Origin of the sequence: Streptomyces sp. NBC_00513 (genome assembly GCF_041431415.1) — a bacterium.
Classification (GTDB): domain Bacteria; phylum Actinomycetota; class Actinomycetes; order Streptomycetales; family Streptomycetaceae; genus Streptomyces.
Genome location: NZ_CP107845.1, coordinates 3,376,554 through 3,398,819 on the forward strand (window position 1 = coordinate 3,376,554; position 22,266 = coordinate 3,398,819).

The window sequence follows — 22,266 nt, forward strand, 5'->3', positions numbered from 1 at the left end:
ACCGGCCTCAGAGCTTGTCGAGGGAGACGGTGGAGAAGCCGGGCACCGTGTCGTCCACGGCCAGGCTGAACACGCCGTTGCCACCGGCGGGGATGCTGCGGGCCGACCGCACGATCGACCGGGTGAGGCTGGTCGCGAACTCGCGCAGCGCGGCGGCCGGGGAGACGGTCTTGTCGTCCTGGATGAAGGCCCGGAAGTTGGCGACGTGGCCGATCGTGGCGCGGTCGGCCTCCCCGATGCCGAAGGCGATGATGTTCGGCCGGTAGCGGGCCTCGTTGAGCTCCTTGTGCGCCTGCATCCAGTCCTCGTCGGTGGGGCCGCCGTCCGAGAGGAAGAAGGCGACGGGCCGGTAGACCTCGTGGCCCTGCGCCTTGAGCCGGGCGACGTCGTTCTCGATGCACCGCAGGAGCGTGCGGAACGCCTCCCCGTACGCGGTCAGTCCGCCCGCGGACAGCGCCGGCAGCGTGTCCAGGTCGCTGAGGTCGGCCAGCGGCTGCAGGACGGTGGCGTCGTCGGAGAACCCGATCAGGCAGAACCTGGTCTTGTCCGCGACCGCCGGGTTCCTGCTGATCTCCTTGTGGAGTTCCGGCAGGGCGGCGTTCATGCTGTCGATCGACGGGCCTGCCATCGAGCCGGACTCGTCGCACACCAGGTAGAAGGGAAGGATCTGCACGGTCTCGCGCCTCCGAGGGGTGTACGGCTCGGGCTGTCAGTAGGTGTAGAAGTAGATCTCGATGTCGGCGTGGTCGCCGGAGGATCCCTGGACGAAGAAGTCCCGGGTGGTGGCGCCGGTGAACATCGCGGGGCGGGCCTTCGCCAGCAGGGCGTTGACGTGGCGGGCGTAGTCCACGCCGTCGCCGACCCGGGGGCTGCGGCCGAAGGTCAGGACGAAGGCCGCGGTGCGGCCGTCGTGTGCTTTCGTCCCGGCGCGCAGTTGCCCCACGATGCGCTCGGTGTCGGAGGAGTCGGCGTCGAAGGAGAACGTCACCGCCCGCCGTTCCACGGACCGGGGCCCCGAGGGGGTGGGGCTCGGCCTCGCGCCGGGTGTCGCGTCGGGACGGGGCGAGGCTCCGGTCCCGGCGCGGGAGGCCTCGGCCGCCTTCACCGGGTCGCCCCGGTCGCTCATCGCGACCATGGCCAGGACCAGGAGCATGTCGGCGAACAGCCAGCCGGCGAGGGTCAGCGGGTTGAACCGCGGCCGCGGCGGCCTCCTCATCGTCGGGCCGTCCAGGTCGGATCGTCCTGCGGGTGTGCGTGGGCGTCGTGCCCCTTGGCCAGGTCCACCCCGACGGCCCGCGCCCGGACGGGAGCGGGGGCGGAAGCGGGGCCGGGAGCGGGGCCGGTCCGCGCGTCGTGGACGAACCGCGTGTCGACGAGCGTCCTGGCCTCGGCCGCCGCGGCGGAGACGTCCGCCGCCCCGGCCATCGCCCGGGCGAGTTCGGCGAACCGCTCGGCGGCCCGCCGCAGCGCGCCGGTCTGCTCCTCCAGCCCCAGCACCGCCCGCTGCGAGAGGGCCACGGCTTCCGCGGTGTCCTGCGTGACGTCGCCGAGGCGGTGCAGGACCCGCGCCGTGACGTCGGCGGCGAGTTCGGTGCCGGTGGTGAACGAGCGCTGCGCGGCGGCCAGGGTGGTCACCGAGTCCTCGACCCGTTCGCCGGCGGCGCCGAGGGCGTCGCGGACCTCGCCGTTGACCTCGCGCACGTCCTCCAGCGCCTTGCGCACCATGGTCCCGTTGCCGCTGACCACGGTCTCCAGGCGGGAGGTGTGCTGTTCCAGCGGGTCGGTGAGCGCGGCGACGGCCCGACCGACCTCGCCGGTGTTCGTCTGTACGGCCGCCTCGACCCGGGAGACGGCCCGCTCCAGCGGCAGCACGGCCGCGTCGAGGGCGTTGATCCGGTCGCCCGCGGCCTCCACCGACGCGGCGAGCGAGGTCGCGACCTCGCCGAGCCGCTCGTGGGCGCGCACCGCGTTGTCGCCGAGCCTGCCGAGGTTCGCGGCGGCCGCGGTGAGCTCCGCCGTGAACCGTCGGGGGGAGGAGAGCCGTTGTTCGTTGAGCAGCAACTGGGCCCGGGTGAGCAGCGGGACGAGCAGGGCGAGCAGTTCGTCGGCGGTGCGTCGCGCCTGGTCGGCCCGGTGTTCCGTACGGGTTCTGCGCACCCCGTGCACGGCGGCGAGCAGGCACAACAGGAGGATGACGGCGGTGGCGGATCCGGCGACGTGTCCGAAGGTGGACCAGTCGGCCAACCGGCCCTCGAAGCCGGACTGCCACAGTTGCAGGAAGGGTCGGGCGGCGGACTTCGGGTCCTCGCCGATGAGTGTCCGGTAGGCGTCCGTGGCTCGGCTGAGGCCGAACCAGGTGAGTAACAGCGGCAGGAACACGAGGGTGCCGATGGCGACCTCCAGCAGCGCCCAGGCCCGGTGTTCCGGCCCCTCGGCCAGGGCGGCGCTCACGCTCTCCGGCCGGGCGTAGGCCTGGAGGAGGTCGAGTTCGGTCCAGGGTTCGATGTCGCCGTCGCCCAGCCCCTGGAGGGCGTCGGCCAGCGACTTCAGCTCGTCCCGACGGGAGCCGAGCCCCGGCTTGTCCGCGAGGTCGTTGAGTTGTGTGGCGACGACGGAGGCCGTCGCCAGTGCCCCAACAGGCATGTCCACCCCCATGGAAGACGTGGGGTGGGGGCCCCGCACCGGCACGTCGTGCCGAAGGCCGCGCCGCCGCGCGCGCCCGGCCGTGACAGACCGCGGCGCGGCGGGTCATCCCCCACCTCAACAATTCACCACATGATCCCCCATCAGCCGAACGGGGGGAGGGGAAACGGAATCAACGCCCCCTTCTTCGGGGGCGATTCGTGGCCGCGAGCAGGAGTCGGCGCGAGGTATTCGCCCACCCGTACGACCCGGGGCCCGCCGGGGCCCCCTGGGGGCGCACGCGGTCGCTGGATCGCCCACCAGGTGCTGGACGGCGAACTCGTCGTCCTCGTCGTCGAGGTCGGCGACCGCCGTGACGCCTACCGCCGCATCTGACGACGAGGGGGGTGCCCCGGCCGGTCGGCCGGGGCACCCCCCTCATGCGGTTGACCGGGTCAGGTCCGCTGCTTGTCGGCCTCGACGTCTTCCGCGGTCTTGATCGCGATGCCGTCGAGGATGTCGTGTTCCGAGACCACGACCTCCTCGGCCCCGATCCGCTCCATGATCGCCAGCAGGACCAGGGCGCCGGCGCCGATCACGTCGACCCGGCCCGGGTGCATGACCGGGATCGCGGCGCGTTCGGCGTGCGTGGCCGTCAGCATCCGCTCGCTGATCTCGCGCACCTTCGCGTAGGGGATCCGCGAGTGGTGGATGGCGGCCGAGTCGTACTCCGTCAGCCCCAGCGCGATGGCGGCGACGGTGGTCACCGAGCCGGCCAGGCCGACCAGGGTGCGCGCCTCGGTCAGCGGCACGGTCTCGGCGGCCAGGTCCAGGGCCGATTCGATGTCGGACCGTATGGCGGCGATCTGTTCCTCGGTCGGCGGGTCGGTGACGGTGCCGTCCACCACCAGGTGGCGTTCCGTCATCCGGACGCAGCCGACGTCCACGGAGCGGGCCGCCCGGACGTGCTCGGTGCCCACGACGAACTCGGTGGAGCCGCCGCCGATGTCGACGACCAGGAACGGCCGCTCCATGTCGGTGCGGCCCGTGAGCTCCTTGGTGGCGCCGGTGAAGGAGAACTCGGCCTCCTGGTCCCCGGTGATCACCTCGGGTTCCACGCCCAGGATGTCCAGGACGCCCCGGGCGAAGTCGTCCCGGTTCTCGGCGTCCCGGGAGGCCGACGTCGCCACGAAACGGATCCGCTCGGCGCCGAGCTCCTTGATGACCGCGGCGTACTCGCGGCACGCGGCGAAGGTGCGCTCCAGCGCCTCCGGGGCCAACCGGCCGGTCTTGTCCACGCCCTGGCCCAGCCGGACGATCGTCATCCGGCGGTCCAGCTCGACGAACCCGCCCGTCGCCGGGTCGCAGTCCGCGACGAGGAGGCGGATGGAGTTCGTGCCGCAGTCGATGGCCGCGACCCGTGTGGCGCTCACGCGTCCGCGTCCTTCTTCTCCCCGCACGGGGTGACGCAGGGGCCCTTGGCCCACCACTCGGGCAGCATCGCCAGGGCCTCGTCGCCGAACGGGTTCACGCCGGGGCCGGCGGCCAGCGAGTGGCCCACCAGCACGTGCAGGCACTTCACCCGGTCCGGCATGCCGCCGGCGCTCGGGAAGCCCTGGAGCACCTCGATGGCGTCGCGGCGGGTGATGTAGTCCTCGTGCGCGGCCCGGTAGGCGGCGGCCAGCTCCGGGTCGTCGGCGAGCCGGGCCTGCATCTCCTTCATCACGCCGTTGGCCTCCAGCGTGCCGATGGCACCGGCGGCGCGCGGGCAGGTCAAGTAGAAGAGCGTCGGGAAGGGGGTGCCGTCGGGGAGTCGGGGCGCGGTCTCGACGACATCCGGCTGCCCGCAGGGGCATCGGTGCGCGATGGCGCGCAGCCCGCGCGGCGGGCGGCCGAGCTGCTGCTGGAACGCCTCGATGTCCGCGGCGGTCGGCTCGGTGCGGTCGGTCTGGGGCGGGGGCGTCTGCATGCCTGGGATGAGTCTCTTCGTTCGTGTGCGGGTGTGTCGCGGGCGTGGCGTGTCGGGGTCAGTCGCCGGGGCGGTCGGCCTTGTCGACGCCGTCCCAGACGTTCGAGTACCAGGGCCGGTCGGAGCCGGCCTGCCCGGTGCGGCGGTCTTCCTTGGCCTCGGTGCCGGGGTCGTTCATGATGTAGCCGATCTCCCCCGGGCGCAGGAAGTGCAGGTGCTTGCGCGCCTGCTGTTCCGCGTAGGCGGGGTCCTGCCAGCGGGCCTTCTCGTCGCGGAGCTTCTCCAGCCGCTCGCGCGCGTCGGTGGCGTCCCGCTGTTGCTGCGCGATCTCGGAGCGCTGGGACACGTACTGGCGCATGGGGTACGCGAGGGCGACGACCAGGGTACAGAGCACGAGCACCAGGAGCGCGGCCCGGCCGGTGAGCCGGCTGCGGCGGACCTGGCGGCGTGACTGGGAGCGGTAGACGTGCGCCGCGGTCCGTTCGCCGAGTGCCTTGAGCCTGGTCGCGGTCGAGAAGGTGGAGAACCGGTCCCGGTTCCCGGCCATGGTCCCGCCTCCCCTGTGTGCGCTACGCAATACGTCCCCGCACACGGTACGGGACCGAGTGCGGGGACGTACGGAGGCCGGGGCGTGGTGAGCCCCCGCCGTTCCTACTGGTCCGCGGAGCGGAACCGCGGGAAGGCGGAGCGACCCGCGTACACCGCGGCGTCGTCGAGGATCTCCTCGATGCGCAGCAGCTGGTTGTACTTGGCGACGCGGTCCGAGCGGGCCGGGGCGCCGGTCTTGATCTGGCCGCAGTTCACGGCGACGGCGAGGTCGGCGATGGTGACGTCCTCGGTCTCGCCGGAGCGGTGCGACATCATGCACTTGAAGCCGTTGCGCTGGGCCATCTCGACGGCGTCGAGGGTCTCGGTCAGCGAACCGATCTGGTTGACCTTGACGAGCAGGGCGTTCGCGGAGCCCTCCTCGATGCCGCGGGCCAGGCGCTCGGGGTTGGTGACGAAGAGGTCGTCGCCGACGATCTGGACCTTGGAGCCCAGCTTGTCGGTGAGGGTCTTCCAGCCGGCCCAGTCGTCCTCGTACAGCGGGTCCTCGATGGAGACCATCGGGTACGCGGAGACGAGCTCCTCGTAGTACTCGGTCATCTCGGCGGCCGAGCGGGACTGGCCCTCGAACTCGTACTTGCCGTCCTTGTAGAACTCGGACGCGGCGACGTCGAGCGCGAGCGCGATGTCCTTGCCGGGGACGTAGCCGGCCTGCTTGATCGCCTCGACGATGAGGTCCAGCGCGGCGCGGTTCGACTCCAGGTTCGGGGCGAAGCCGCCCTCGTCGCCCAGGCCGGTGGAGAGGCCCTTGGTGTGCAGGACCTTCTTGAGGGTGTGGTAGACCTCGGCACCCCAGCGCAGCGCCTCGGAGAAGGACTCCGCGCCGATCGGGGCGATCATGAACTCCTGGATGTCCACGTTGGAGTCGGCGTGCGACCCACCGTTGAGGATGTTCATCATCGGGACGGGCAGCAGGTGCGCGTTCGGACCGCCGAGGTAGCGGAAGAGCGGCAGGTCCGAGGCCTCGGACGCGGCGTGCGCGACGGCGAGGGACACGCCGAGGATGGCGTTGGCGCCGAGGGAGCCCTTGTTGTCGGTGGCGTCCAGGTCGAACATGGCCTGGTCGATCAGGCGCTGCTCGGTGGCGTCGTAGCCGACGAGCTCCGGGCCGATCTGCTCGATGACGGCGAGGACGGCCTTCTCGACACCCTTGCCGAAGTAACGGTTGGGGTCACCGTCACGCAGCTCGATGGCCTCGAATGCACCGGTGGAGGCGCCGGACGGAACTGCAGCACGACCGGTGCTGCCATCGTCGAGGCCAACCTCGACCTCGACCGTGGGGTTGCCTCGGGAGTCCAGGATTTCCCGGGCTACGACGACGTCGATGGACGGCACGAGCATCTCCTTCTGGGATGTGACGCTGGGTGTGCGGTGGCGGCTCAGGCCGTGGGATGGCCTTGCCGACTAGAGCCTAACCGGCTCCGGCCACTCGGCCGGCCGACCGCCCGGGTCCTGGGACGAAAAAGGGCCCGAATACCCTTCTTCCAGGACATACGGCTCTTGATCGTCCGGGGGATCGGGCTCGACCGGGCCCGGACACGCCACCGCCCGGCGCGTGGAGGGGTACGCGCCGGGCAGGGGGTGCGTCAGGACTGACGCGGTGTCATCGGGGTGTTCAGCTGAGCTTCAGCTTCTGCCCGGGGTAGATCAGGTCGGCGTCCGGGACGATGTCCTTGTTCAGCTCGTGCAGCTTCTGCCAGCCGCCCTTGACGCCGTTCGCGTCGGCGATGGTGCCCAGGGTGTCGCCGGCCTTGACCTCGTACGAGCCGTTGCCGATCTTCGGGGCGGCGGTCGTCTTCGGGGCCTTCTGCGGCGCCGGGGCGGCCGTGGAACGCTCGGAGCGGGTGGTGGTGGAGCCCTCGGAGCGCTTGGTCTCCGTCTTCGGCGCGGCCTTCTGCTTCTTGGGAGCGGCCTGCTGCTTCTGCGGCTTGGGGGTCTCGGCCGAGCCGCCACCGTCGTACGAGGAGTTGGACAGGCCCACGCCACAGGACGGCCAGGCGCCCTTGCCCTGGCCCTTGAGGACCTTCTCGGCGATGGCTATCTGCTGCGACTTGGAGGCCTGGTTGGCCTGCGAGGCGTACGCCTTGCCGCCGTAGGCGGCCCAGGTGCCGGACGAGAACTGCAGGCCGCCGTAGTAGCCGTTGCCCGTGTTGATGGACCAGTTGCCACCGGACTCGCAGGAGGCGACCTTGTCCCACTCGGAGGTGGTGGCGGCGGACGCGGAGCCCGCGGCCATCAGCGGCGCCGCGACGGCGACACCGGCGACACCGGCGAGCGTGACGATGCGGGCGGCCTTGGAGGCGCGACGGTGCTTGCCCTTGCCGGAAAGCAGCATGGAGTTTCTCCTCACCGACGCCTACGAGGTGAGCTGTCGGGTTCGGGCGAGTGAGTTGCCCGGCCGCACGACTGGCGTGCGTCTTAACCCCCAGCCGGTCCGCGACCGTCTCTCGACGGCCTGTCCCGGCGCCTACCTTGGTTCCCCCGCTCCTGCCTTCGGCGCTTGCGCGACGACTGTTCTCTCCGTCCGCCGGCAGGATTCGGCGATGCGGTCGAAGAGGCTCGCGGTGACGAGCGACTCAGAAGGTAGACAGGTCTCCCCCCGATGTTCAACGAGCAACATCGGGGGGAAAGGGCCCTACTTGCGTTCCGCTTAGGGACGTTTGCGCAGGTGAGGGCGGGGTTTGCAGCAGCTTCGATACGGGACACGCCAGTTGGGCGGAAGAGATGCATGTCTCACTTGCCGATACCGGACATTCGGATCTTAATGGGTGCCCGAACTGCCCCTATTACTTGGTTAGATCCAGGTTCTGGCCGGGCTTGATGAGGTCCGCGTCCCCTCCGATGACCTGCTCGTTGGCCTCGTAGAGCTTGGTCCAACCGCCCTTGAGTCCCTTGGCGTCCGCGATGGCGGTCAGGCTGTCGCCCGCCTTCACCGTGTAGACGGGCTCCGGCGCGGTGTTGGGAACGGCCCCGAGGGACTCGTCCGCCGCCGGGCCGCGGTGCTTGCCGCCGCCGTCCGCCGCCGAGTCGGTCGGGGTGCCGGTCGGGGTGCCCGTCGTGGCCGAGGGCGTGGTGGACGGGTCGGCCGGGTTCGGGTCCCTGGCGGGGTCCGAGGGGGCCACCGGGGCGGTCGTGCCGCCCGGGGTGGTCGGGGAGACCGGCGGCTGGTTGCCCGGACCGGTGGGAAGGGTCGGGTCCGGGTCCGGCATGACGGGCAGTCCGGCGTTGGGCCCCTGCGGTACGTCGGGCAGCGTGAACGACGGCGCGCCGGACGGGGAGGGCAGGGTCGGGGCGGGCGCGGTGGGCGTCGGCACCCCGAAGTCGGTGGCGGGCGTGGAACCGCTCTTCGGCACCGCGGAGTCGGGGCGGGAGGGGGTGGGCGCGACCGGCACGGGCGTCTCGATCCGGCCGGGGTCCACCGCGGCCGACGGACCCTGTCGCGTCAGGCCGGCCGAGGACGCGCACAGCGGCCACGCCTGGGGACCCTGCGAGGCCAGCACCTTTTCGGCGATGGCGATCTGCTGGGAGCGGCTGGCGAGGTCGGGGCGCGTCGCGTAGTCGAGTCCGCCGGCCTCGTTCCACTGCTCCTGGGTGAACTGGAGCCCCCCGTAGGCGCCGCTGCCGTAGTTGGCGCTCCAGGAACCGCCGCTCTCGCACTCGGCGACCGTGTCCCACGTGCCGGCGTCGGCGGCGCTCGCGTTGGTTGCCGCGAGCAGCGGCAGGGCCAACGCGGAACCGGCGACTCCGGCGGTGACGACGAGTGCGGGTATCTGCTTGGGGCGTCTGTGGCGGCCGTTCCCGGAACGCATGAGGCTGTACCTTTCGCATAACGGCGGGGTAACGGCAGAACCTAGCGGCCTTGGCATACAAGTAACAAGTTTGGTCGGAAACTGACTCGCGGTCAGGCCGGCTCCGGTCGCACCTCAGTCGTTTCGGGGTGTGAAGCGCACCGGAAGCGTGCGCAGGCCACGCATGATGAGTCCGCCCCGCCAGCGCAGGTCCGCAGGTGGAACGGCGAGTTCCAGATCCGGCAGACGCATCAGCAAACTCTTGAGCGCCGTCTGTCCTTCAAGACGCGCGAGCGGCGCGCCGAGGCAGTAATGGATGCCGTGCCCGTATCCGAGGTGCTGATTGTCACTCCGGGACAGGTCCAGAGTGTCCGGTTCTGCGAATCTTGCGGGGTCCCGGTCCGCGGCCGCGAGGACCACCAGCACCGGATCGCCGACCGCGATGTCGCGCCCGCCGAGGGTCAGCGGTTCGGTGGCGAACCGCCAGGTCGCCAGTTCCACGGGCCCGTCGTAGCGCAGCAGCTCCTCGACACCGGTCTCCAGCAGCCCGCTCTCGCCGGCGGCCAGGGAGACCTGGAGGCGCTCGCGCTGCTCCGGGTTCATGAAGAGGGAGTGGACGCCGTTCCCGATGAGGTTCACGGTCGTCTCGAAGCCGGCGAAGAGCAGGATGAAGGCCATCGCGGTGGCCTCGGCCTCCGTCAGGTGGTCGCCGTGGTCGCCGGCCCGGATCAGATCCGAGATCAGGTCGTTGCCCAGATCGTCCCGTTTGCGGTGGATGAGTTCCCCGAGGTAGGTCCGCATCCGCTTCACGGAACGGGCGACCCCGCCGCGCGGTCCGCCGCCGTGCCGGATCATCATCCCGGCCCAGTCCCGGAAGTCGTCCTGGTCCTCGCGCGGTACGCCGAGCATCTCGCAGATGGCGTAGATGGGGAGCGGGAACGCGAACTCGTGGATGAGGTCCGCCTCCCCCTTCCCGGCGAACCCGTCGATGAGGTGGTCGGTGAGCTCCTGGACGCGCGGGGCGAACTCCGCCACCCGGCGCGGGGTGAACGCCTTCGACACCAGCCGCCGCAGCCGGGTGTGGTCCGGCGGGTCGATGTTCAGCAGGTGCGTCATCAGCTCCGCCTTGCGCTCCCCCGGGATGCCGGTCTTGCCCTTGGCGTGCGCCGGCTCCGCGTGGTGCGCCGGGTTCTTGCTGAGGCGCTGGTCGGCGAGGGCCTGGCGGGCGTCCGCGTACCGGGTCACCAGCCAGGCCTCCACGCCGCTCGGGAGCTTGGTGCGGTGCACGGGGGAGTGCTCGCGCAGCCAGGCGTACGCCGGGTACGGGTCGGTGGCGAACTCCCAGTCGAACAGGGTGGGGCCCTGGGGGGAGGAGGTCTCGTCGGCGGGTTCCGCGGGGGTCGGCTCATGCACCCGCTGACCGTATCCCGGCCTCCGGACGCCATCCCATATGGGTGCTTCGTCGCGGCTGTCCGTAGATCCGCCAAGGCTTGACCCCGCCCGCTCCGGCGTTCCTACTTTCGCTGTTGTGGACGTGAGGATCTTGAAGAGCAGTTTCGCGGTGGTGGAGAGACGGGCCGAGCACGCCGTCAAGTACTTCTACTCGCACCTCTTCTGGCACCACCCCGAGGTCCGCCCGCTCTTCCCCTCCTCCCCGGCGGACATGGAACGCCAGCGGGACCGGCTCTTCGCCGCCCTCACCCACGTGGTCACCCACCTGGAGACCGAGACCCTCGTCCCCTACCTCCGCGACCTCGGCCGCGACCACCGCAAGTTCCGGGTCGGCCCCGAGCACTACGCGGCCGTCGGCACCAGCCTGCTCGCCGCCCTCGCCGAGACCTCCGGCGCGACCTGGACACCCGAGGTGGAGAAGGCCTGGGCCGAGGCCTACCAGGTGATCGCCGACGCGATGACGGCCGGCGCCGCCGAGAGCACCGACCCGCCCTGGTGGGACGCCGAGATCGTCCGCCACCTCCAGTACGGGCAGGACGTCGCCGTACTGACCCTGCGCCCCGACCTCCCGCTCCCCTATCTCCCCGGCCAGTACGTGAGCGTGAGCAGCGCCCGCGTCCCGACCACCTGGCGCACCTACTCCCTGGCCAACGCGCCCCGCCCCGACGGCACCGTCGACCTGCACGTCAGCCGGATCGAGGAGGGCCGACTGTCCCACGTGCTGGTCCGCGAGGCACGGCCCGGGGAGACGCTGCGACTGGGCGCGCCCGGTGGCCGGCTCACGCTGCGCCGCGAGGACCGCCCGGTCACCTTCATCGCCGCCGGCACCGGTTGGGCCCCGATCCGCGCCATGCTGGAGGACCTCGCGGACGACCCTCCCGACCAGGACGTACGGCTCTTCGTCGTCGCGCGGGACGCCGCGCACCTCTACGACCGGCCGTTCATCGACGCGTTCGCCGCCGCCCACCGCCGGCTCGCCGTCACCTACCTCACACCCGCCCCCGGACAGCACCGCAACCAGGCCACCGACCGGCTGGCGACCGCGCTCGGCCACCGCGGCCTGTGGCGGGACCAGGACGTCTACCTCGGCGGGCCGGCGCAGTTCATCGAGGAGACCGCGTACCTCCTGGAGGAACTCGGCGCCCGACCCGACCGGATCTTCCACGACGCGATCCCCGCGGGCGGCTCCGGGCGGACCCGCCCGGTGGGCTTCGGGGAATGGTTCCTGAGCCCGCCGGACCCGCACTGGCACAACCCCTCGGGGCGCGCACCGCTGTAGGGGACGTCGTCCACGTGCCGCCCGGCGCGGGTCAGGCGTCGGCGGCCTCCGCCGCCCGGATCGCGTCCCGGTAGACGCGGGCCGCGGCGCGCAGCGCGGTCTCCGGGTCGATGCCCGCCGCCTCGGCGCGCGCCGCCAGTTCCAGCAACTCGTATCCGACGCCCTCGCCCCGGGGCAGTTCCACCGCGATGCCGCCCGCACGGGCCCGGCCGGCGAGCTTGGCCGCGAGGGCGAGGCCGGGCTGGGCGACCGGGACCCCGTCCGTGACCGACGCGCGGCGCTTCTCGACCGCCTTGGTCGCCTGCCAGTGCGCGTTGACGTCCTCGGGGGTCTCGGCCCGCGCGTCGCCGAAGACGTGCGGGTGCCGGCGGATCAGCTTGTCGACCAGGTCCCCGGCCACGTCGTCGATGGAGAACGGCTCGTCGGCGTGCTCCTGCGCGATCCGCGCGTGGAAGAACACCTGGAGCAGTACGTCGCCCAACTCCTCGCGCAGTTCCTCCCGGTCGCCGGCCTCGATCGCCTCGACCAGCTCGTACGCCTCCTCGATGGCGTACTTCACCAGGCCCTCGTGGGTCTGCGCCGAGGTCCAGGGGCATTCCCGCCGCACCCGGTCCATCACCTGCACCAGGTCGAGCAGCCGCGCGCCGGGCAGGTCGTAGGACCCGGGCAGCAGTTCCAGGTCCGGCATGGCGACCCGACCGGAGCCGGCCAGCCGGGCGAGCCCGTCGGTGAGGCGCTGGTCGCCCTCGCCGCTCGGCAGCACCACGACGGTGGCGCCGCCGGCGCAGGCCTCGACGAGTTCGTGGGCGTCGGGGACCGCGTGGAGCACCTCGACACCCGCCTCGCGCAGGTACGGCAGCTGCGGGTGGTCGGGGTCGGCGCACAGCACCCGGTCCGCGGCGTGCAGGGTCTGCCACGCGGACCAGGACAGCAGGCCCGGGGCGACCCGGTGGCTGGTGGTCAGCAGGACGATGCGGCCGGTGGGCTCGGGGGACGCGTGCTCAGTCACCCCCCGAACCTACCTCCGGACGGACGGCTCAGGTCCCGGCGGGTACGGCCTGCTCGGGACGGGTCCGCTGGATGATCCACGGGGTGGTTCCGTCACCGAGCCGGATCCCCTCGGCGTCCCAGCTGCCGTAACGCGGGTTGACCTCGATGCCCAGCTTCTCGGCGGCAGCCGAGGCGGGGGCGGTGAGCTTGTCCTTGCCGTACTTCTCCATGAGCTTGGACAGGAGCAGCTGGTCCGTGATGAAGCGGTCGATCTGGCCGGGGGCCGTCACCGCCTCCTGGAGGATGGCCGCCTGGAACTTCTGCGGGCCGCCGCTGCTGTCGACGAGCGTTTTGCGCTGCTCCTCGATCTCCTTCGTGGTGACGGTGATCCCGGCGTCCTTGGCCATCTTGTCGAGGATCCGGCTGTTGATCAGGCCGCGCAGCTTCGTCCGCTCCAGTCGCGGGGAACTCTCCACGAGCTCGGCCGGCGTGGGGGTCGTGGACCGGTTCTGTGCGGCGCGTACGTCGTTCACCTGGGCCTGGAGCGCTGAGGTGGTGATCCGTTCGCCGCCCACCACGGCCGCCGTGCCGGGGCGGGTCTCGTTCGAGCAGGCGGACAGCAGGGGAGCCGCCGCGAGCAGGACGGCGGAGACGGAGAGCGCAGTGCGACGGTGCAAAGGAGCCTCCAGGGCCGGGAGATTGTGCGTCGATGCACAAGGGCCGTGCGGTGATCGATGTTATGCAGTCAGGGTGATCCGAGCCACTGGTTCGACCAACGATTCCGAGCGTGTTGGGGTGCGCGAGTGTTGGCGCGCCGGTCACCCCGGCGCCATCCCGGCGTCCTCCGCGTCTGCCAGGGTCGGCCCACCATGTCGACACCGCACACCTCCCCGCGGCGCCGCAGCCTGTTCGGCTCGGCGCTCGCCGCCCTGATCACGACGGTGGCCGTGTGTGCCGGGGACGCCGTCGCGCGCGTCTTCCCGTACGGGCCCCGCCACCGCAGCGTCAACGACCTCGGCAACCAGTTCGTGCCCTTCCACGCGCACCTGTGGGACCTGCTGCACGGGCGTGCCGAGGGCGGTCTGCTCCTCAACTGGCAGTCCGGGTACGGGACGAGCTTCCTGCCGGACTTCGGGACGTACCTGTCGAGCCCGTTCGCGGTGCTCGTCGGGGTCTTCCCGCGCGCGGACATCGACCTCGCCGTGTACGTGGTCACCGTGCTCAAGACGGCCGCCGCGGCCGCGGCCATGGCGTGGTCGCTGCGCACGCAGCGGCGCGGGCCGTGGTGGGCGGCGGGGCTGCTCGGGGCCTCGTACGCGCTGTGCGGCTGGTCCGTGATCGAGGCCGCGTACAACCCGATGTGGCTGGACGGGCTGATCGCGTTCCCGCTCCTGTGTCTGACGGGTGAATGGGCGCTGCGCGGCCGACGTCCCGGCGCGGCGGCCCTGGTCGTGGCCCTGTGTTGGACGGCGAACTTCTACACCGCGTACATGGCGACGCTGGGCGCGGCGCTGGTGCTCGTGGTGCGGCTGGCGCAGGACCGGGACGTGGTGCCGGGCGGACGGCGCGGGCTCGGGCGGGCGCGGGTGCTCGGGCGGGCCGCGACGGCGACCGTCCTGGGCATCGCGCTGGCCGCGCCGGTGCTGGCGCCGCTGTTCCTCAGTTCGAGGCAGGCCTATCCGGGGTGGTCCCGGGAGTTCGCGCCGGCGGCGACCGGGGACCTGTTGGCGCGGCTGCTGCCCGCCACCTACTCCTTCTCCTCCCCCGCCCTCTTCGTCGGTACCGGAACGCTGCTGCTGGTGGCGGCGCTGCCGTTCCACCGGGCGGTGCCGGTGCGGGCCCGACTGTGGTGGACGGGGCTCGTGGTGGCGGTGCTGCTGTCGTTCCAGTGGGCGCCGACCCACCTGGCCTGGCACGCGTTCGCGACCCCGAACGGCAGCCCGTACCGGCAGACCTTCGTGCTCGCCGGGATCGTGGTCATCGCCGCCTGGACCGGGCTGGCGGCCGGCCCGCCGGGGGTGCGGGCGCTGGCCTCGGGCGCGGGGGTGCTCTGCCTGGCCGCGCTCGGGGCCGGCGGCAGCGCCCTCGCGACCGGCTGGGGGTACGCGCTGTTCGGCGGCGGGCTGGCGGTGGCCGGCTGGGCGTGGTGGGCGCTGCGCGGCCGGCGCCGCGCGCTCCCGGCGGCCGGGCTGCTGGTCGCGGTCCTGGTGGGCCAGGCCGCGGCGACCGTCGCGTACGGGCACCTGGGCAAGCTCGGCGGGCTGGACGACTACCCGTCCTGGGGGCCGGCGCACACGGCGCGCGCCGAGGCGTTGGCGGGCGCCGAGGGGTGGCCCGGGTACCGGACCGACGCGGGCCGGCCGGCGCTGACGGGCAACGATCCGCTGCTGCTCGGCGGTGAGGGCGGCGCGTACTACAGCAGCCACACCCCGGACGTGTTCACCCGCACGATGGTCGCCCTCGGGGCGGGCTGGACCTCGCGGGGCCGCAACGTCCAGAGCCTCGACAACCCGGTGACCGACGCCGTCTTCGCGGTCGGGGCCAGGCTCCGAGCGGACGGCACGATCGGCCGGGCGACGGCCGCGCCGCTGGTCACGGTCCGGCGCCCGGGTCCCCCGCTCGCCTACGGCCCCTCCCCCTTCGCCAACCAGGAACTCCTGCTGGGCGCCCGGGTCTACGAGGCCCCGCTCACGCCGGGCCTGTGCCGCGCGGGCACCGAGGCGTTCCTGTGGGCCCCGGAGTACAACGGCGCGGCCCGGCTCGCGGACGGCCCGGCGTTCCGGCTGAACGCCCGTCCGCCGCGCAACCGGGCCGCGCTCCAGCCGATGGGCGTCGCGCACGGGCCCGCCTCGCGGCTGGTCTTCGAGCGGCCCGCGCCCGCCCGTTGGGAGCTGGCCTGCCTGGACCGGGCCCGGCTGGACACGGCGGTGGCCGCGCTGCGGGCCGGCGCGCCGACCGCGCTCCGGGTCGACGCGTCGGGCGTACGGGCCACCCTGCGGCCGGGCACGACCGGCACGGTGGTGCTGTCGGCGCCGGCCATCGCGGGCTGGACCTGCGGCGGCCGGCCGGCCGCCGCCCACCTGGGGCTGGTCGCCGTACCCGTGGGCCCCGACACCCGCTCGGTGACGTGTACGTTCCGCCCGCCGGGCCTGGTCCCGGGCGCGGCGGTCGCGGCGGTCGCCCTCCTGGTCCTGTTCGCCCGGCTCGTCCCGGTCGGCCGACTCCGGCGCGGGGCCGGTGGGGCGCGGCGTACCGGGTCGCGGCCGTCGGCCCCGTCCGGTACGCCGTCCGATCGGGCGGAGGACTTCGGCGTCCGGGTGTGAGCACGGCCCGGACGCGGGGGTCAGCGGACCTGGCCCAGCCACTGGAGGGTGCGGCGGATCTCGACGGGGAGGGGGTGGCCCGGGCCGTGCACGCGGTCCGCGTCGAAGAGGAGGCGGACCAGGGTGTCGTGGGCGCCCGCCCGGTCGCCGAGGGAGAGCAGCAGGTGGGCTATCCGGCGGCGGACCTCCAGGGGCAGGCCGGGGTCCGGGTTGGCGTAGTGGTTCTCGAACAGGGGCAGCAGGGAGCGGTACTCGGCGAGGGCGGCGGCCGGTTCGCCGAGCTGTTCCAGGCACTGGGCGGCGTCGTAGCGAAAGCGCAGCGCCTGGGTGTCCCCGGGCGGGAACTCGTCGGCGAGGCGGCGCAGTTCGGGCAGGGCGCGCCGGTACTGGCCGTCGTCCATCAGCGTGGCCGCGTACTGCTTGCGCAGGGAGCGGACCACCGGCGAGTGGTCCCCGTGCTCGGCGGCGGCCGCCGGGAGGATGCCGCCGAGGATGTCCACGGCCTGGGTGAGTCGCCCCTGGTCCAGGAGGGTGCGGGCCTCGTCCACGGCGCCCGGGATGTCCGGCCGGGGCGGGGCGGGCGGCGTGTCCGGGCGGGCCGGCACGGTCGGGCGGTCCGGCCAGGGGGCCTGCGGGCGCAGGAACGGGCGGGTCGGGTCGAGGTGGCCGGTCGGGACCCCGTGCTTGGGCAGCAGCGGGGTGAGGGCCTCGTACACCTCCTGCGCGGAACCGGGTCGGTCCTGCGGGTCCTTGGCGAGGAGGTGCAGGAGCACGGCCTCCAGGGCGTGCGGGACCTCGGGACGCAGCCGGCGCACCGGCACCGGGGGTTCGTACAGGTGCCGGTGCAGGACTCCGAGGGCGGTGGACCCGGCGAAGGGCACGTTGCCGCTGAGGAGTTCGTACAGCAGCACGCCGAGGGCGTACAGGTCGGTGTAGGGGCCGACGGCGCCGCCCATGGCCTGTTCGGGTGCCATGTAGGCGGGGCTGCCGATCGGAGTCCCGGTGCTGGTGAGGCGGGTGGTGTCGGTGTCCATCACCGAGGCGACGCCGAGGTCGAGGACGAGGACCGTGCCGTCGGGACGGATCATCACGTTGCGGGGCTTGAGGTCGCGGTGCACGATCGGCACCGCGTGGACGGCGGACAGCACCGAGCACAGCTGCGCGACCACCGCGACGGCCCACGGCCACGGGTAGGGGTCGTGTGCCGTGAGGTGGTCGGACAGGTCGGAGCCCTCGACGTACCCCATGACCAGGTACAGCTCGTCGCCGTCGTTGCCGGCGTCGTGCACGGTGACCAGCCCGGGGTGGTCGACCTGGGCCGTGACCCGGCATTCGCGCACGAAGCGGCGGCGCAGCTCCTCGGCGACGGTGCCGGGCCCCGCGACCTTGTCGGGGCGCAGCAGTTTGACGGCCACCCGCCGGTCCAACCGGCGGTCGTACGCCGTCCAGACCTGGCCCATGCCGCCCTGGCCCAGGATGCCGGCGAGCTGGTAGCGGTCGCCGATGAGCCGGTCGGTCACTGGTGGGGATCCTGGGTCGCGGTCGGGTTCGGGTCCTGGTACGGGCCGCCCGGCTTCGGGGGCCCGTTCGGCTGCGGCGGCCGGTTGCGCAGGAGTTCGCTCAGCTCGTCGAGTTCGGCGCGGACCTGCCCGATCCGCGGCGGCGGCGTCACCTGCGGCGGGACGTCCGGCCGGTTCGGGACCGGGGTGGAGGTCTGGCCCTGCGGGTAGCCGTAGCCCTGGCCGGCCCGGTGCTGCTGCGGCGGCGTGTACGGCGCGGGCGCCGGGTACCACGGGACCTGCGCCCGGTTGTCGTTCCGGTTCTCGTGGTGGCGGATGTCCGCGACGAGGAAGTACACGGTGACCGCGAGACCGGTCAGGAGGGTGCCGCCGGCGCCGAAGTCGCTCTGCCAGCCGCTGGTGTCCGGGGTCTTGTCGAGGCCGATGAAGACCACCCACACGACGAAGAGCACGCAACTGACGACGAGCAGCATCCAGTCCCGCGGCTTGCGCGTGACCAACGCGAGCCGCAGCATCGTGCCCCACGCGAGGAAACCGCAGCTCAGAATGGGCAGCACGGCGAACAGTACGCGCAACGTCACCACGCTCCCGTCGCTGGGACGGGGGCCGGGGTGGCCATGCTGCGGCGGGTAGCCGGGGCCGTGCATCGCTGCTCCTGACGGGCCGTACGAACAAAGAAAAGATGAGTTCCGGGACTGAGCGTATACAGCCTTGTCCGAAGTGGGTGAGGGGATGACCGCAACCGTTGCAGGGTCGCAGCACGACGACGCGCGGGGCGACGCCGGCCGGGCCCGCCACCGGGACCGACCGCCGGCGGGCGAAGCTCGCGGAACGCGCGTAGCGTCACAAAGGGGACGCCATCAGGAGGTCGTTCAGGAGGTCGTGCACATGGGGATCTTCGACAGGTTCAAGGACCAGGCCAAGACCAAGGGCAAGGACATCTCGGACAACCTCGAGGATGAGGCCAACGAGAAGACCGGCGGGAAGTACGCCTCCCAGGTCGACCGGGCCCAGCAGGAGGCGGAGAAGCGCCTCGGCGTCGACGACGACCCGACGAAGTAGCCCGCGGGCGCGGGTGTGGAGCCGGCGGGTCCGCCGGCTCCACACCCGCGTCGGTCACCTCACGCGCACGCCGGGCACCTCACGAGCCGAGGATCGTGGTGAGGAACTCGCCGGTCCAGCCGAGCAGTTCCCGCCCGACCAACGGCTTCCCGCCGACCTTCGCCGTCTTCGGCCGGGGAATCAGCACCTGCGAGGCGGCCGGCTTGAGCACCGCCCCCGGGTAGAGCCGCTTGAGCCGCAGCTCCTGCGACTCCCTCAACTCCACCGGACCGAAGCGGATGTTGGGGCCCTGGAGGGTGATGTCGCCGACCCCGCAGGCACGGGCGAGCATCCGCAGCCCGGCCACCAGCAGCAGGTTCTCCACCGGCTCGGGCAGCTTGCCGTAGCGGTCGGTGAGTTCCTCCCGCACCGCCTTGACGTCGGCCTCGGAGTTCGCCGAGGCGATCGACCGGTAGGCCTGGAGGCGCAGCCGCTCACCGGGCGCGTAGTCGTGCGGGACGTGCGCGTCGACCGGCAGCTCGATCTTGACCTCCAGCGGCGGCTCCTCCTCCGGACCGCCCTCGATGGCCGCCCGGTAGTCGGCCACGGCCTCGCCGACCATGCGGATGTACAGGTCGAAGCCGACGCCCGCGATGTGGCCCGACTGCTCACCGCCCAGCAGATTGCCCGCGCCGCGGATCTCCAGGTCCTTCATGGCCACGTACATGCCGGCGCCCATCTCGGTGTGCTGGGCGATCGTCGCGAGCCGCTCGTGCGCCGTCTCCGTCAGCGGCTTCTCCGGCGGGTACAGGAAGTACGCGTACCCACGCTCACGGCCGCGGCCCACGCGACCGCGCAGCTGGTGGAGTTGGGAGAGACCGAAGTTGTCTCCGCGCTCCACGATCAGGGTGTTGGCGTTGGAGATGTCGATGCCCGACTCGACGATCGTGGTCGAGACGAGGACGTCGAACTTCTTCTCCCAGAAGTCCACCACGACCTGTTCCAGGGCCTGTTCCGACATCTGCCCGTGCGCCGTCGCGATCCGCGCCTCGGGCACGATCTCGCGCAGCTTCGCGGCGGCCCGGTCGATGGACTCGACCCGGTTGTGGATGTAGAAGCACTGCCCCTCGCGCAGCAGCTCGCGGCGGACGGCCGCGCCGATCTGCTTCTCCTCGTACGGGCCGACGAAGGTGAGCACCGGGTGCCGCTCCTCCGGCGGGGTGGTGATCGTCGACATCTCGCGGATGCCGGTCACCGCCATCTCCAGGGTGCGCGGGATCGGGGTCGCGGACATGGTCAGCACGTCCACGTTGGCGCGGAGCTTCTTCAACTGCTCCTTGTGCTCGACGCCGAACCGCTGCTCCTCGTCGACGATGACCAGGCCCAGGTCCTTGAACTTCGTCTCCTGCGAGAACAGTCGGTGCGTGCCGATGACGATGTCCACCGAGCCCTCGCGCAGCCCCTCCAGGGTGGCCTTCGACTCGGTCTCGTTCTGGAAGCGGGAGAGCGCCTTCACCTTGACCGGGAACTGGCTGTAGCGCTCGGAGAAGGTCCCGAAGTGCTGCTGCACCAGCAGCGTGGTGGGCACGAGGACGGCGACCTGCTTGCCGTCCTGAACCGCCTTGAAGGCCGCCCGCACGGCGATCTCGGTCTTGCCGTAGCCGACGTCGCCGCAGATCAGCCGGTCCATGGGGACGGACTTCTCCATGTCCTCCTTGACCTCGGCGATGGTGGTGAGCTGGTCGGGCGTCTCCGCGTACGGGAAGGCGTCCTCCAGCTCCCGCTGCCAGGGGGTGTCCGGGCCGAAGGTGTGGCCGGGGGCCGCCATCCGCGCGCTGTAGAGCCTGATCAGGTCGGCGGCGATCTCCTTGACCGCCTTCTTCGCGCGCGCCTTGGTCTTGGTCCAGTCGGCGCCACCGAGCCGGTGCAGGGTCGGGGCCTCGCCACCGACGTACTTGGTGACCTGTTCCAGCTGGTCGGTGGGGATGTACAGCCGGTCGCCGGGCTGGCCGCGCTTGGCGGGCGCGTACTCGACGAGCAGGTACTCGCGCGTGGCGCCCTGCACCGTCCGCTGGACCATCTCGATGTAGCGACCCACGCCGTGCTGCTCGTGCACGATGTAGTCCCCGACCTCCAGGGTCAGGGGGTCGACGGACTTGCGGCGCCGGGTCGGCATCCGCCCCAGGTCCTTGCTGGCGGTGCGCTGCCCGGTCAGGTCGGTCTCGGTGAGCACGGCCAACCTCAGCGCCGGGTCGACGAAGCCGTTGTCGAGGGAGCCGCACGTCACGTGCACGATGCCCGGCTCCAGGACCGCGAGGTCCGCCTCAAGGCGGGCCGCGATGCCCTCGCCGCCGAGCACCTCGACGGTGCGGGCGGCCGGGCCGTGCCCCTCGGTGAGGTACACGGTGTGCCAGCCGTCGGCGATCCACCCCTTGGTGTCGGCGAGCGCGCGGGCGGTGTCGCCCCGGTAGGCCTCCGGGGCGTGCATCCCGAGCTTGAGGGTGTCGGCCCCGTCGGCGCTGTCGTCGGCGGCGAACGGGGAGACCGACCACCACATCATGTCGAGTGCGCGGGCGTGCTCGCGGACGTCGGCGATGCCGCGCAGGGATGCCGCGCCGACGTCGATCGGGGCCTGTCCGCCGCCGGCGGTGGCCGCCCAGGAGGCCATCAGGAACTCCTGGCTGGTGGCGACGAGGTCGGCGGCCCGGGTCCGTACCCGCTCCGGGTCGCACACGACGGCCATCGACCCGGCCGGCAGGACGTCGATCAGCAGTTCCATGTCGTCGACCAGGACGGGCGCGAGGGACTCCATGCCCTCGACCGCGATCCCCTCGGCGATCTTGTTCAGCAGTTCCCCGAGCTCCGGGTGCTCCTGTGCGAGCGCGGCGGCCCGCTCCCGCACCTCGTCGGTCAGCAGCAGTTCACGGCAGGGCGGGGCCCACAGCCCGTGATCGGCGATCTCCAGGGACCGCTGGTCCGCGACCTTGAAGTAGCGGATCTCCTCGACGTCGTCGCCCCAGAACTCCACGCGCAGCGGGTGTTCCTCGGTGGGCGGGAACACGTCGAGGATGCCGCCGCGCACGGCGAACTCGCCGCGCTTCTCGACCAGCTCGACCCGTGCGTACGCGGCCGCGGCCAGTGCCTGGACGACCTCACCCAGATCGACGGACTGCCCCTGCCGAAGGCTGACCGGGACCAGTTCGCCCAGCCCCTTGACCTGCGGCTGGAGCACGGAGCGGATCGGCGCGACCACCACGGAGACGGGGCCGGTGGCCGGGTCGTCCTTGCTCGGGTGCGTCAGTCGGCGCAGCACCGCGAGCCGGCGGCCCACGGTGTCGCTGCGGGGGGAGAGCCGCTCGTGGGGCAGCGTCTCCCAGGAGGGGTACTCGGCCACCTCGTCCGGCGGCAGCAGGGACCGCAGCGTGGCGGCCAGGTCCTCGGCCTCCCGCCCGGTGGCGGTCACCGCCAGCACGGTCCGTTCGGTCCGCCGGGCCAGCGCGGCGATGGCGAAGGGCCGTGCGGCGGCCGGGCCGACCAGGTCCACGTGCATCCGGTTGCCGTCCCCGGCCGCCGCGACCGCCTCGGTGAGGGCGGGGTCCCGGGTGACGGCGTCGAGCAGTCCGTACAGGCTCATGAGGAGGGCTTTCCGTCCGGTGGAGGGGCAACGCGAAGGGCC

General features: G+C 72.4%; 19 protein-coding genes and 1 riboswitch. Of the genes, 4 read left to right on the forward strand and 15 right to left on the reverse strand.

Annotated elements, in window-relative coordinates; genetic code table 11:
• Window positions 1-7: 7 nt before the first annotated feature.
• Genes OHA84_RS15625 through OHA84_RS15635 form a run of 3 tightly spaced genes read right to left on the reverse strand, consistent with a single transcriptional unit; the run spans window position 8 to window position 2,643 of the window.
• Complete coding sequence (locus OHA84_RS15625) at window positions 8-673, reverse strand: VWA domain-containing protein (protein ID WP_053681468.1); 666 nt, start codon at window positions 671-673, stop codon at window positions 8-10.
• 36 nt (window positions 674-709) lie between these two features.
• Window positions 710-1,216 (reverse strand): hypothetical protein, encoded by a 507-nt coding sequence (locus tag OHA84_RS15630; protein WP_266971176.1) that lies wholly within the window; start codon window positions 1,214-1,216, stop codon window positions 710-712.
• On the reverse strand, window positions 1,213-2,643 hold the full coding sequence (locus OHA84_RS15635; RefSeq protein ID WP_266971174.1) for a methyl-accepting chemotaxis protein: 1,431 nt from the start codon (window positions 2,641-2,643) through the stop codon (window positions 1,213-1,215). Before OHA84_RS15635 ends, OHA84_RS15630 begins: the two co-directional genes overlap by 4 nt.
• Before the next feature lie 132 nt (window positions 2,644-2,775).
• Here OHA84_RS15635 and OHA84_RS15640 point away from each other — a divergent pair, with 132 nt between their 5' ends.
• The gene (locus OHA84_RS15640; protein ID WP_266971172.1) at window positions 2,776-3,018 is read left to right on the forward strand and encodes a hypothetical protein; all 243 of its coding nucleotides are present in this window, start codon (window positions 2,776-2,778) and stop codon (window positions 3,016-3,018) included.
• A 59-nt stretch (window positions 3,019-3,077) separates the two neighbouring features.
• Here the strand turns inward: OHA84_RS15640 and OHA84_RS15645 are convergent, their stop codons facing one another.
• The 7 genes from OHA84_RS15645 to OHA84_RS15675 form a co-directional block, all read right to left on the reverse strand.
• Window positions 3,078-4,055: a Ppx/GppA phosphatase family protein gene (locus tag OHA84_RS15645; RefSeq protein WP_266971170.1), complete on the reverse strand. Its 978-nt coding sequence runs from the start codon at window positions 4,053-4,055 to the stop codon at window positions 3,078-3,080.
• A complete protein-coding gene (locus tag OHA84_RS15650) occupies window positions 4,052-4,591 on the reverse strand; it encodes a DUF501 domain-containing protein (protein WP_053681476.1) in 540 nt (179 codons plus the stop codon). Before OHA84_RS15650 ends, OHA84_RS15645 begins: the two co-directional genes overlap by 4 nt.
• 58 nt (window positions 4,592-4,649) lie before the next feature.
• Window positions 4,650-5,138, reverse strand: a complete 489-nt coding sequence (locus tag OHA84_RS15655) for a septum formation initiator family protein (protein WP_053681478.1) — start codon at window positions 5,136-5,138, stop codon at window positions 4,650-4,652.
• Window positions 5,139-5,242: 104 nt separating this feature from the next.
• Complete coding sequence (gene eno, locus OHA84_RS15660; protein WP_053681480.1) at window positions 5,243-6,538, reverse strand: phosphopyruvate hydratase; 1,296 nt, start codon at window positions 6,536-6,538, stop codon at window positions 5,243-5,245.
• Between the two features lie 274 nt (window positions 6,539-6,812).
• Window positions 6,813-7,532, reverse strand: coding sequence for a transglycosylase family protein (locus tag OHA84_RS15665; protein WP_053681482.1), 720 nt, complete (start codon window positions 7,530-7,532; stop codon window positions 6,813-6,815).
• A 3-nt stretch (window positions 7,533-7,535) separates the two neighbouring features.
• Window positions 7,536-7,706, reverse strand: a riboswitch (cyclic di-AMP (ydaO/yuaA leader).
• 277 nt (window positions 7,707-7,983) lie between these two features.
• A complete protein-coding gene (locus tag OHA84_RS15670) occupies window positions 7,984-9,006 on the reverse strand; it encodes a transglycosylase family protein (protein ID WP_266971167.1) in 1,023 nt (340 codons plus the stop codon).
• Window positions 9,007-9,120: 114 nt separating this feature from the next.
• Complete coding sequence (locus tag OHA84_RS15675) at window positions 9,121-10,398, reverse strand: cytochrome P450 (protein ID WP_266947670.1); 1,278 nt, start codon at window positions 10,396-10,398, stop codon at window positions 9,121-9,123.
• Between the two features lie 115 nt (window positions 10,399-10,513).
• On the opposite strand from OHA84_RS15675, the gene OHA84_RS15680 reads away from it, so the two are divergent.
• Complete coding sequence (locus OHA84_RS15680) at window positions 10,514-11,716, forward strand: globin domain-containing protein (RefSeq protein ID WP_053681488.1); 1,203 nt, start codon at window positions 10,514-10,516, stop codon at window positions 11,714-11,716.
• A gap of 31 nt (window positions 11,717-11,747) precedes the next feature.
• Here the strand turns inward: OHA84_RS15680 and OHA84_RS15685 are convergent, their stop codons facing one another.
• Window positions 11,748-12,725, reverse strand: a complete 978-nt coding sequence (locus OHA84_RS15685; protein ID WP_266947672.1) for a nucleoside triphosphate pyrophosphohydrolase — start codon at window positions 12,723-12,725, stop codon at window positions 11,748-11,750.
• A gap of 28 nt (window positions 12,726-12,753) precedes the next feature.
• Window positions 12,754-13,383, reverse strand: coding sequence for a SurA N-terminal domain-containing protein (locus OHA84_RS15690; protein WP_063839589.1), 630 nt, complete (start codon window positions 13,381-13,383; stop codon window positions 12,754-12,756).
• Between the two features lie 192 nt (window positions 13,384-13,575).
• Here OHA84_RS15690 and OHA84_RS15695 point away from each other — a divergent pair, with 192 nt between their 5' ends.
• Window positions 13,576-16,029, forward strand: a complete 2,454-nt coding sequence (locus OHA84_RS15695) for a YfhO family protein (RefSeq protein ID WP_266971163.1) — start codon at window positions 13,576-13,578, stop codon at window positions 16,027-16,029.
• Between the two features lie 20 nt (window positions 16,030-16,049).
• Here OHA84_RS15695 and OHA84_RS15700 read toward each other — a convergent pair whose 3' ends face one another.
• Both OHA84_RS15700 and OHA84_RS15705 read right to left on the reverse strand, forming a co-directional pair.
• The gene (locus tag OHA84_RS15700; RefSeq protein ID WP_078999291.1) at window positions 16,050-17,549 is read right to left on the reverse strand and encodes a serine/threonine-protein kinase; all 1,500 of its coding nucleotides are present in this window, start codon (window positions 17,547-17,549) and stop codon (window positions 16,050-16,052) included.
• Window positions 17,546-18,130 carry a hypothetical protein gene (locus OHA84_RS15705; RefSeq protein WP_266971160.1) on the reverse strand — a complete coding sequence of 195 codons (585 nt, stop codon included), beginning with the start codon at window positions 18,128-18,130 and terminating at the stop codon, window positions 17,546-17,548. Before OHA84_RS15705 ends, OHA84_RS15700 begins: the two co-directional genes overlap by 4 nt.
• Window positions 18,131-18,437: 307 nt before the next feature.
• On the opposite strand from OHA84_RS15705, the gene OHA84_RS15710 reads away from it, so the two are divergent.
• Window positions 18,438-18,611, forward strand: a complete 174-nt coding sequence (locus OHA84_RS15710; RefSeq protein ID WP_107089277.1) for an Rv0909 family putative TA system antitoxin — start codon at window positions 18,438-18,440, stop codon at window positions 18,609-18,611.
• A 79-nt stretch (window positions 18,612-18,690) separates the two neighbouring features.
• Here the strand turns inward: OHA84_RS15710 and mfd are convergent, their stop codons facing one another.
• Complete coding sequence (mfd, locus tag OHA84_RS15715; protein WP_053681496.1) at window positions 18,691-22,224, reverse strand: transcription-repair coupling factor; 3,534 nt, start codon at window positions 22,222-22,224, stop codon at window positions 18,691-18,693.
• Between the last annotated feature and the right edge of the window lie 42 nt (window positions 22,225-22,266).

Bases quoted from the DNA above. Each gene is read 5' to 3' on its own strand.
- OHA84_RS15630 (WP_266971176.1), bottom strand. From the start codon at position 1,216: ATGAGGAGGCCGCCGCGGCCGCGGTTCAACCCGCTGACCCTCGCCGGC.
- OHA84_RS15635 (WP_266971174.1), bottom strand. From the start codon at position 2,643: ATGCCTGTTGGGGCACTGGCGACGGCCTCCGTCGTCGCCACACAACTC.
- OHA84_RS15640 (WP_266971172.1), top strand. From the start codon at position 2,776: ATGATCCCCCATCAGCCGAACGGGGGGAGGGGAAACGGAATCAACGCC.
- OHA84_RS15650 (WP_053681476.1), bottom strand. From the start codon at position 4,591: ATGCAGACGCCCCCGCCCCAGACCGACCGCACCGAGCCGACCGCCGCG.
- OHA84_RS15655 (WP_053681478.1), bottom strand. From the start codon at position 5,138: ATGGCCGGGAACCGGGACCGGTTCTCCACCTTCTCGACCGCGACCAGG.
- eno (WP_053681480.1), bottom strand. From the start codon at position 6,538: ATGCTCGTGCCGTCCATCGACGTCGTCGTAGCCCGGGAAATCCTGGAC.
- OHA84_RS15665 (WP_053681482.1), bottom strand. From the start codon at position 7,532: ATGCTGCTTTCCGGCAAGGGCAAGCACCGTCGCGCCTCCAAGGCCGCC.
- OHA84_RS15670 (WP_266971167.1), bottom strand. From the start codon at position 9,006: ATGCGTTCCGGGAACGGCCGCCACAGACGCCCCAAGCAGATACCCGCA.
- OHA84_RS15695 (WP_266971163.1), top strand. From the start codon at position 13,576: ATGTCGACACCGCACACCTCCCCGCGGCGCCGCAGCCTGTTCGGCTCG.
- OHA84_RS15710 (WP_107089277.1), top strand. From the start codon at position 18,438: ATGGGGATCTTCGACAGGTTCAAGGACCAGGCCAAGACCAAGGGCAAG.
- mfd (WP_053681496.1), bottom strand. From the start codon at position 22,224: ATGAGCCTGTACGGACTGCTCGACGCCGTCACCCGGGACCCCGCCCTC.